The sequence below is a fragment of the Streptomyces sp. NPDC043867 genome (assembly GCF_056435845.1).
Genome location: NZ_JBWKDS010000013.1, coordinates 125,433 through 133,067, shown reverse-complemented (window position 1 = coordinate 133,067; position 7,635 = coordinate 125,433). Strand labels below are relative to the sequence as shown.

Sequence of the window (7,635 nt, the reverse complement as noted above, 5' to 3'; positions counted from 1 at the left end):
CGCGGCACCTGACGGCGCGGCGCCGGACCTGGCGGCACCTGACGGCGCGGCGCCGGACCTGGCGGCACCTGACGGCGCGGCGCCGGACCTGGCGGCGCCCGACTGCGCGGCGCCGGACCTGGCGGCGCCCGGCTTCGCGGCGTCCGGCTTCGGGTGGAGGGCCCGGGCTCGCGCCGCGAGGGCCTCGAGGTCGGGCGTCCGGAGGGCCATGGTGGCCTCCGGGTCGGTTCGCTCCCGGGGGCGGGGTGCGGGCTCCGGGGCGTCCGGGACCCGCAGCGCCATGGTGGCTTCGGGGTCGGTGCGCGGCGGCGCGTCCGCGTCCCGGCCGGACGGGGGCGTGCGGCGGGCGGGCTCGGGGGAACCGGACTGCTGCGGGGCGTCCTCGCGACGGTGCGGGCCGCCGCTCTCCTCGGGCCTAGCCATGGAAGGTTTCCGGCCGCGGCCCCCCGCCGGGGTGCACCTCGCGTATTCGCTGCCATGACGTGGACATGCCTGCGTCTCCCTCGCACTCAGTCTTGCTCGCGCGGGTCGATGCAGCTGCCGCGCACGCGGCTGCGAGCCCCCCTCCCCGACCTTTCGGTACATCGCGGCACCCACAAATTATCAGTGGTCACAGTGATCTCTTCCGTCGGATACCAGACAGAAAGCGGACAGTTGCATTCCGTTTCGGTCACGTGAAGGACGCGGCGGGCCGCCGGCCCGGTTCCCGGTTCACCGCAGCGGGATGATCACTTCGTCCTCGACGGGCGGCTCGACTTCCTGATCACGGTTCCCGGTGGCCGAAAAACAGCGCAGCCGGACCGCGTCCGGGCCGACGTCCAGACGCAGGAAGCACTTGAAGAAGGGCGGACTGTACGTCGCCGAACCCGGCGAGAAGAGCTGCGTGTACGTCTTGCGCACGGGGAGCCGGAACCCTGAACGACGGCCGGGGCGGCGGCCCGCGCCCAGCAGCCCCGCCACCAGCCGGGTGCGCCGGGTGATGCGGACGGGCGCCCCCTGGGAGCGGGTCGGACGGATGCCGAGCCGCTCGGCGATCACTGCGGCCGCCTCGGCCTCGCCCAGCGTGAAGAAGCGGCGCATCCGCAGCCGCCGTCCGTAGAGCCTGCTGTAGAAGGCCAGCGAGTCGCCGCGCAGGGGGTAGCAGCGGAAGTCGTCCTCGGTGACGCCGGCGACGGAGACCTTGGGAATGGTGTGGGTGGCGTGCATGAACGCGCCGCCGCCCCCGGCGACCACGTACTGGACGGTACGGCCGTCCACCCGCACCGGGTAGCGCTGGTAGTTGTGGATGTCCCCGCCTATCGCCGCGACGTAGTGGTGGCGGGGGTCGCGGACGATGTCGTCGACCGTGCCGCCGCCCTCGATGGCGCAGGGGTGGTGCTCGCCGTCCACGTACAGGGGGGATCCGGTGATCAGGATCTTCGGGACGTCCCCCGCGGACACCTCGCGCAGCCACCGGCCCTGCTCGGCGTCGACGGTGCCGAGGAGCCCGGTGTCGATGCCGACGATGCGCACGGGTCCCGCGTCGATCGCCCAGTACGGGCCGGGCTGCACGACCTGTTGAGCGGGTGCGGAGCGCAACGCGCGTGCGGCGGCGAGGCGTTGCTCGTCGACCGGGCCCGGCCTGTGCCACAGCAGCGAACGCAGCCACGCCGACGCCGGTCGGCGGGAGGAGGCCGGCTGCGGGGCGAGGGGCGGGGCGTCGCAGAAGACGCGCATGAAGCCCTGGAGGTCCTCGTACCAGTCGTGGTTGCCGGGTATCGCGTAGACGGGTGCCTGATAGTCCTGGTAGGGCCGGAAGAACTTCGTGCCGTACTCGTCGGCGCTGCCCACCGGATAGACCACGTCGCTGGCCAGGACGGCGAAGCTCGTGTCCTGACCGACCTTCAGAAAGCCCGGCACGACGGCGTACTGGGAGTCGTCGCCCTCGCCGGTGTCCCCGATGACCATGAAGGAGAAGCGGTCCGGAACGTCGCGCCGGATCACGCGGTCCGCGGGAGCGCTGGCGGCTGTGCGCTGCTGTGCCCAGCGGCTGCGGGTGCGGCCCGTGGGGTCCCCGAACCACGACGCCAGCACGCCGTTGCGGGCCGGCCACAGCGTCCTCGGGTCGAGCCACGACAGCTTCTCGACCCGCTGCGGCATCAGCCGCTTGTAGTCCCCAGGCTCCGAGGCGCCCCAGCCGGCGCCCCCGGCAGTGTCCCGTGAAGAGTCAGACATCGGGGAACCGTAACAACGAGTCCGTCCGCCCCGGCAGCCGGGCCATGCCTGCGCCCCACGCACCGGACGCCGGGCGTCGCACCCCAACTCGCCTCGTATGCGCCTCACTTCGCCCGCGCGGTACGGCAACCGGCCCTCTTTGAAAAGGCCATGTGAAATCCGAAGCTGTTTCCGAAAGAATTCCCACCATCAATATTCGCGGCTTTGAAAAGCGCCCTTTTCGATCATTCGATCACACCTCGGAATCAGCCCGTTGCGGCGAGTCAACCCGGGCGGCCATTTGTTTCAATGATTTCGGGAACGGGAATTTCCCCTTTAGTGCTTCGGACAGGAGGCACGTCCGTGGGAGCTGGCTCAGAAACCCGGGTGTGTCCCGTACCTCCTCATGTGCCGCTCCCCAGGTGACGTTCACCTTTCGAAGGAGTTGCCCCGCCATGAGTGTCACGGTCCGAATCAAGCAGCATCCGCACGACGACGCTCCCGACACCGCCGCCGCCTTCGAACACCTGCGCGGTCTGCCCGACGGTCCCGAGCGGCAGGCCCTGCGCGAGGAACTGGTCGGGGCCTGGCTGCCGATGGCCGAGCGCATCGCGGGCCGGTTCCGGGGCCGGGGCGAATCCGCCGAGGACCTGTGCCAGGTCGCCGCCCTCGGTCTGGTCAAGGCCGTCGACCGCTACGACCCCGCCCGCGGCAACGCCTTCGAGAGCTACGCCATCCCCACCATCACCGGTGAGATCAAGCGCCACTTCCGTGACCACATGTGGCTGCTGCATGTACCCCGGCGCGTCCAGGACCTGCGGAACCGCGTCCGTACGGCGGTGAAGGAGCTGTCGCAGACAGCACCCGGGCGCAACCCGTCCCTCGCCGAGATCGCCGCCGAGGCACAGCTGACCGAGGACGAGGTGCGCACCGGTCTGGAGGCGCTCGACAGCTTCACCGCTCTCTCGCTCGACGCCGAACTGCCCGGGAGCGACGACGGCTACGCACTGGGGGACGCGCTCGGCCAGCCGGACGCCGGATTCGACCTGGTCGTCGACCGCGAGTCCGTGAAGCCCTGCCTGCGGGCCCTGCCGGAACGCGAGCAGACCATCCTCTACCTGCGGTTCTTCTGCGGCATGACCCAGAGCGGGATCGCGCAGCAGCTCGGTATCTCGCAGATGCACGTCTCCCGGCTGCTCAGCGGCTGCTACGACAAGGTGCGCGAGGGGACGCTGGCGGAGGAGTCGGAGCGGGAATGAGGTCAGGGGCGCTCGGCCGGGACGGGCCGAAGCGCGGGCCAGCGAGCGAGCATGCGCCGGCGCATGGCGGTGCAGAGACCACTCACGCCGCTGAGCGAGGTGTGCTCGGCCGTCATCCGGCCGACGACCCCCAGCCGGTGGACGAGCCGTTGCCGGGCGGTCGCGGTGCCCCACGTCCAGTCCTGGTGCGGAATCCGGGCCAGATGATCGGTGCCCTCGCGGTGTGCCCGCTCGACCAGCGCGTCGCCGCGGAGCAGCCAGCCGGCGCACGCGTCGGCGAGGCTGTCGCGGATCTCGGAGCCGGTCAGGAGCAGCCACTCCTTCCGGTACGCGCTCTCCGCCCGTGCCAGCAATCGCTCCGGCGCCGACGTGACGCACCAGCACGTCGGGAAACCGATACGCAGGTAGGCCAGCTCCATCAGGCCGCTGCCCAGTGACGCCTGCTCGAAATCGATGAACCTGATCCCCGCGGCGGTGTGGAGGTCGTTGCCGGGACAGGGATCCCCGTGCAGAAGGGCATGCCCGGGTACCTGGCCGAGCCGGTCCACGAGGCCGGTCAGCTCCCCGGACACGCCGGCGCCGACAGGAACCTCCAGAGCCCCGGCCAGCCGCAGGAAGGACCCGGCATCGGCGTGGTTCGGGCCCTGCCACCGGGGGAGTGTCCCGGCGTCCTCCGGGCGGCCGGTGGCATGCAGCCGTGCCAACGCGGTCGCGTAGCCGACGATCCAGTCCCCGGCCGGGCGCCGGTGGTCCAGGTGCTCGAGCACCAGGATCCGCCGGCCGGGATCGGTGGCCAGCAACGTGGGCACCACGGGCAGCCCGGCCCGGGCGGCGAGGCGCAGGGCGGCCACCTCGCGGGCGTACCGCTCGTCGGCGTCAGGGCCGTCGACGATCTGCTTCAGCACGGCCGTCGTCTGCGGCAACTCGACGCGCCACACGCGTGAGCGAGGGCTGCTGTCCAGTGCGTGGAAGCGCCGGGGCGCTCCCAGCTCGGCCCGTAACACGTCCCCGAACGGCAGTCGCCCCCACATGGGCTCATCCTGCCACGCGGCCGACCGGCGTGGTCCGGAACGCCGGGTGGTGCGGCCGGATCGGGCCGCACGCGGCGTCTTCCACCCCGTCTGCCTCAGTGGCCCCCACGTCGGTGGTGTGCGGCCCGGCGCCAGAAGCCCGTACGGGCCACCGCAACGCGCCGGTCCCGCCCGAGCGGGTGCGGTCACGGGACCCGCTCGTCACCCCCCGCTCACCAGCACCACCTCCAGGGTGCGTGGGCCGTGCACGCCCTCGACCCGGTCCAGCTCGATGTCGCTCGTCGCGGACGGTCCGGAGATCCAGGTCAGCGGGCGGGCCGGGTCCAGGCGGCCGAGGGCCTGGGGGACGGAGGAGACGACCTGGTCGGGCACCCGTACGACGCAGACGTGGTGGTCGGGGACCAGTGTGATCCGGCGGCGGCCCTGGTCGGGGCCGCCGTCCAGGACGATGGTGCCGGTCTCGGCGATCGCCACCGCGCAGCCCGTGACCACGCTCTCCACCCGGTCCAGCTCGTGCGCGGTGCTCACGGCGCGGTCGTGGATCCGGGTGGGGTCGGCGGCCGACATCCACTCGGGCGGCAGCCCCGGCGGCACGAGGACGTACCGCGGCCCCCGCTCGGCCAGCAACCTCATGATGAGGTACGGCAGTTCGCCGGGATCCGTGCGGTGCACCACCGCCCGGTAGTCCGCGAGGTTCTCCGCCAGCAGATCCACCGTCTCCGCGACGCTCCGCTCCCCGTGCTCGCGCAGATAGTCCCTCGCGAAGGCCTGCTCGTACGGCGTGTCGTCCGGCCGGACGTCGGCGATCGCGCGCCGTACCCGGCCCAGGATCACGTCCCTGCTGCTCACTTGGGGTCCTTTCCGCCGTGCGTACGCTGCCACCAGTCGCGGAACGGCTCCGCGGGCACCGCCGGCAGCTCACGGCCGGCACTCCACGCCCTGCCGGGGCCGGGCAGCGTCCGCGGATGGAAACGGCGCGTCCGCGACGCCAGCCGCTGGCCCGCTCGCAGCGCGCCCGGACGGCCGAACGTCCACCGTGCCGCGCGCATCGCGGCCCGTTCCGCGGCGTGCCCCTTGGCGGGCTTCAGGACGACCCTGGCGCCGTCGCGGGTCACCACGCCGCCCTCGACCACCCGCTCCCGCAGATGCACCAGCACCTCGGGGATGTCGATGGCGACCGGGCAGACGTCGTAGCAGGCACCGCACAGGGAGGAGGCGTAGGGCAGCGAGGCGTCGATCTCGCTTCCGGTGCCCCGCAGTTGGGGACTGAGGATCGCGCCGATCGGGCCCGGGTACACCGAGCCGTACGCGTGGCCGCCGGCCCGCTCGTACACCGGGCAGACGTTGAGGCAGGCGGAGCAGCGGATGCAGCGCAGGGCCTGCCGGCCGACCTCGTCGGCGAGCGTGTCGGTGCGGCCGTTGTCCAGGAGGACCAGGTGGAAGTGGCGGGGGCCGTCCCCCTCGGTGGTGCCGGTCCACGTGCTGGTGTACGGGTTCATGCGCTCGGCCGTCGAGGAGCGGGGGAGGGTCTGGAGGAACACCTCCAGGTCCTGCCAGGTGGGGACGACCTTCTCGATGCCGACTACCGAGATCAGCGTCTCGGGCAGGGTCAGGCACATCCGGCCGTTGCCCTCGGACTCCACGACCACCAGGGTGCCGGTCTCGGCGACCATGAAGTTGGCGCCGGAGATGCCGACCCTGGCGCGCAGGAACTTCTCCCGCAGGTGGAGGCGGGCCGCCTCGGCCAGTTCGGCGGGCGTGTCGGTGAGGCCCTCGGGCGCCGGGCGGCCCCATTCGCCCATCTCCCGCGCGAAGATCTCACGGATCTCCCCGCGGTTGCGGTGGATGGCCGGGACCAGGATGTGCGAGGGCCGGTCCCTGCCCAACTGCACGATGAGCTCGGCGAGATCGGTCTCGTACGCGCGGATGCCCTCGGCCTCCAGCGCCTCGTTCAGCCCGATCTCCTGCGTCGCCATCGACTTGACCTTGACGACCTCGCTCTCACCGGTCGCCTTCACGAGGTCCGCGACGATCCGGTTGGCCTCGTCGGCGTCGGCGGCCCAGTGCACGGTGCCCCCGGCCGCCGTGACCGACTCCTCCAACTGCACCAGGTAGCGGTCGAGGTGACGGAGTGTGTGGTCCTTGATCTGCTTGCCCGCCTCGCGCAGGGCGGCCCAGTCACCGAGTTCGGCGACCGCGTGCGCGCGCTTGGCGCGGATCGTGTGCGTCGCATGGCGCAGATTGCCGCGCAGTGTCGGGTTGTTGACGGCCTCGCGCGCCGCCTCGGGGAAGGCCGGCATGCCGACGAAGGTCCCGCTCATGTCAGGGTCTCCTCTTCCGTGCTCGCCAGGATCTCCGCGATGTGCACCGGCCGCATGCCCGTGCCGAGCCGGGCCATGGTGCCGCCGATGTGCATGAGACAGGAGTTGTCCGCCGCGCACAGCACCTGAGCGCCCGTCGACTCGGCGTGGCGCACCTTGTCGGTGCCCATCGCCATCGAGACGTCGGGATTCTTCACCGCGAAGGTCCCGCCGAAGCCGCAGCACTCCTCCGCACCCGGCAGCTCACGCAGTTCGAGCCCCCTCACCGCCTCCAGCAGCCGGCGCGGCCTCGCACCCAGGCCCAGGCCGCGCAGTCCGTGACAGGTCGGGTGGTACGTCACCGTGTGCGGGTAGTACGCGCCGACGTCGGTCACCCCGAGGACGTCGACGAGGAACTCGGTGAGCTCGTACGTCTTCGGCACGACCGGGGCGAGCCTCGCCGCGAGGGTGCCCCCGCGGCCCTCCGACCGTGCCCGCTCGCCCATCCGCGGATACAGCTCCCGGACCATCGCGCCGCACGACCCGGACGGTGTCACGATCGCCTCGTAGCCACCGAATACATCGGAGAAATGCCGGGCCATCGGCTCGGCCTCGTGCCGGTACCCGGTGTTGTAGTGCGCCTGCCCGCAACACGTCTGAGCCATCGGGAAGTCGACCTCGACACCCAGTCTGGTCAGCAGTTTCACCACGGCGCGGCCCGTGTCCGGATAGAGCGTGTCGTTGACACAGGTCAGGAACAGGGCGACACGCATCGCGGCTCCTCGGGGTCAGTCATCGGATGGGTGCTGGGTCCCGCCACACGCGCTCAGCGTAGTGGGGGACCGGACGGGC

Annotated in this window: 6 protein-coding genes and 1 pseudogene; 1 reads left to right on the top strand and 6 read right to left on the bottom strand. The window is 71.9% G+C overall.

The window, feature by feature from the left end:
- A pseudogene (locus tag AC069T_RS15630) lies at positions 1 to 423 on the bottom strand (hypothetical protein); the annotation flags it as partial.
- 288 nt (positions 424 to 711) lie between these two features.
- Positions 712 to 2,214 carry a metallophosphoesterase family protein gene (locus AC069T_RS15625; protein WP_478783252.1) on the bottom strand — a complete coding sequence of 501 codons (1,503 nt, stop codon included), beginning with the start codon at positions 2,212 to 2,214 and terminating at the stop codon, positions 712 to 714.
- A gap of 434 nt (positions 2,215 to 2,648) precedes the next feature.
- On the opposite strand from AC069T_RS15625, the gene AC069T_RS15620 reads away from it, so the two are divergent.
- A complete protein-coding gene (locus AC069T_RS15620; protein ID WP_478783251.1) occupies positions 2,649 to 3,452 on the top strand; it encodes a SigB/SigF/SigG family RNA polymerase sigma factor in 804 nt (267 codons plus the stop codon).
- Between the two features lie 2 nt (positions 3,453 to 3,454).
- Here AC069T_RS15620 and AC069T_RS15615 read toward each other — a convergent pair whose 3' ends face one another.
- The 4 genes from AC069T_RS15615 to AC069T_RS15600 all read right to left on the bottom strand — a co-directional run bounded on the left by AC069T_RS15615 (position 3,455) and on the right by AC069T_RS15600 (position 7,556).
- Positions 3,455 to 4,483: a phosphotransferase gene (locus AC069T_RS15615; RefSeq protein WP_478783250.1), complete on the bottom strand. Its 1,029-nt coding sequence runs from the start codon at positions 4,481 to 4,483 to the stop codon at positions 3,455 to 3,457.
- 201 nt (positions 4,484 to 4,684) lie between these two features.
- The gene (locus tag AC069T_RS15610; RefSeq protein ID WP_478783249.1) at positions 4,685 to 5,332 is read right to left on the bottom strand and encodes a LutC/YkgG family protein; all 648 of its coding nucleotides are present in this window, start codon (positions 5,330 to 5,332) and stop codon (positions 4,685 to 4,687) included.
- A complete protein-coding gene (locus AC069T_RS15605) occupies positions 5,329 to 6,804 on the bottom strand; it encodes a LutB/LldF family L-lactate oxidation iron-sulfur protein (protein WP_478783248.1) in 1,476 nt (491 codons plus the stop codon). The genes AC069T_RS15610 and AC069T_RS15605 overlap by 4 nt, the downstream gene beginning before the upstream one ends.
- Positions 6,801 to 7,556 (bottom strand): (Fe-S)-binding protein, encoded by a 756-nt coding sequence (locus AC069T_RS15600; RefSeq protein WP_478783247.1) that lies wholly within the window; start codon positions 7,554 to 7,556, stop codon positions 6,801 to 6,803. The genes AC069T_RS15605 and AC069T_RS15600 overlap by 4 nt, the downstream gene beginning before the upstream one ends.
- Positions 7,557 to 7,635: the final 79 nt, after the last annotated feature.